Annotated in this window: 2 pseudogenes; both read right to left on the bottom strand. The window is 61.2% G+C overall.

Going from position 1 to position 531, the window contains the following annotated elements:
* Window positions 1-247 (bottom strand): annotated as a pseudogene (locus AC1DIX_RS27675) (hypothetical protein); the annotation flags it as partial.
* A 25-nt stretch (window positions 248-272) separates the two neighbouring features.
* Window positions 273-531: pseudogene (locus AC1DIX_RS27670) on the bottom strand (hypothetical protein); the annotation flags it as partial.

Genomic DNA, 531 nt, shown 5'->3' with positions numbered 1-531 from the left:
GTGGAATGCGGATACCCCCGCCAATCACCACGCAATCCCAGTGCTCGGCGAGTGAGGCTTCGACATCTGCCTGAGCCGTCGCTGGCCGTAGAGCGCAGAAGCCGGCGTCCCAGCCCCTACTCTGCAAGTCGGAGAGGGTCAGCCTGATGCCCACGGCAATTTTCTCACTGGTAAGCCCGGCCGGAAGGGATGGATCGGAGGTATCGACCGCGTCAGGATGGATGCCGATCAAAAGAACCCGTTTCATTATTAAGCCCTCATGTTGGCCGGCTCTATTCGTGATGTTCGGCCCAATGCGGATAGGTCACATACGCCGTGAGAGCCCCCTCGCCTTCCGTCGTAATCGTAACGGCCTCCCCCTTGGGCATGTAGACAATCTCACCTGGACCGGCCGTGACTGTGCCGGCCCCCGTCGAAACGGCGAGCCGCCCTTCGATGACGATCATAACGTCGTCAACCGCCATCGCTTCGGTCAATGTTTGGTTGGGCGCGTAGCGGCCGTATCCGACGGTGATAGGTCCGCCGTGGCGC

It is taken from the genome of Massilia sp. 05N420 (assembly GCF_056397205.1).
Note: the sequence above shows the minus strand (reverse complement) of the source record. Positions and strands in the feature narration are given on the sequence as shown.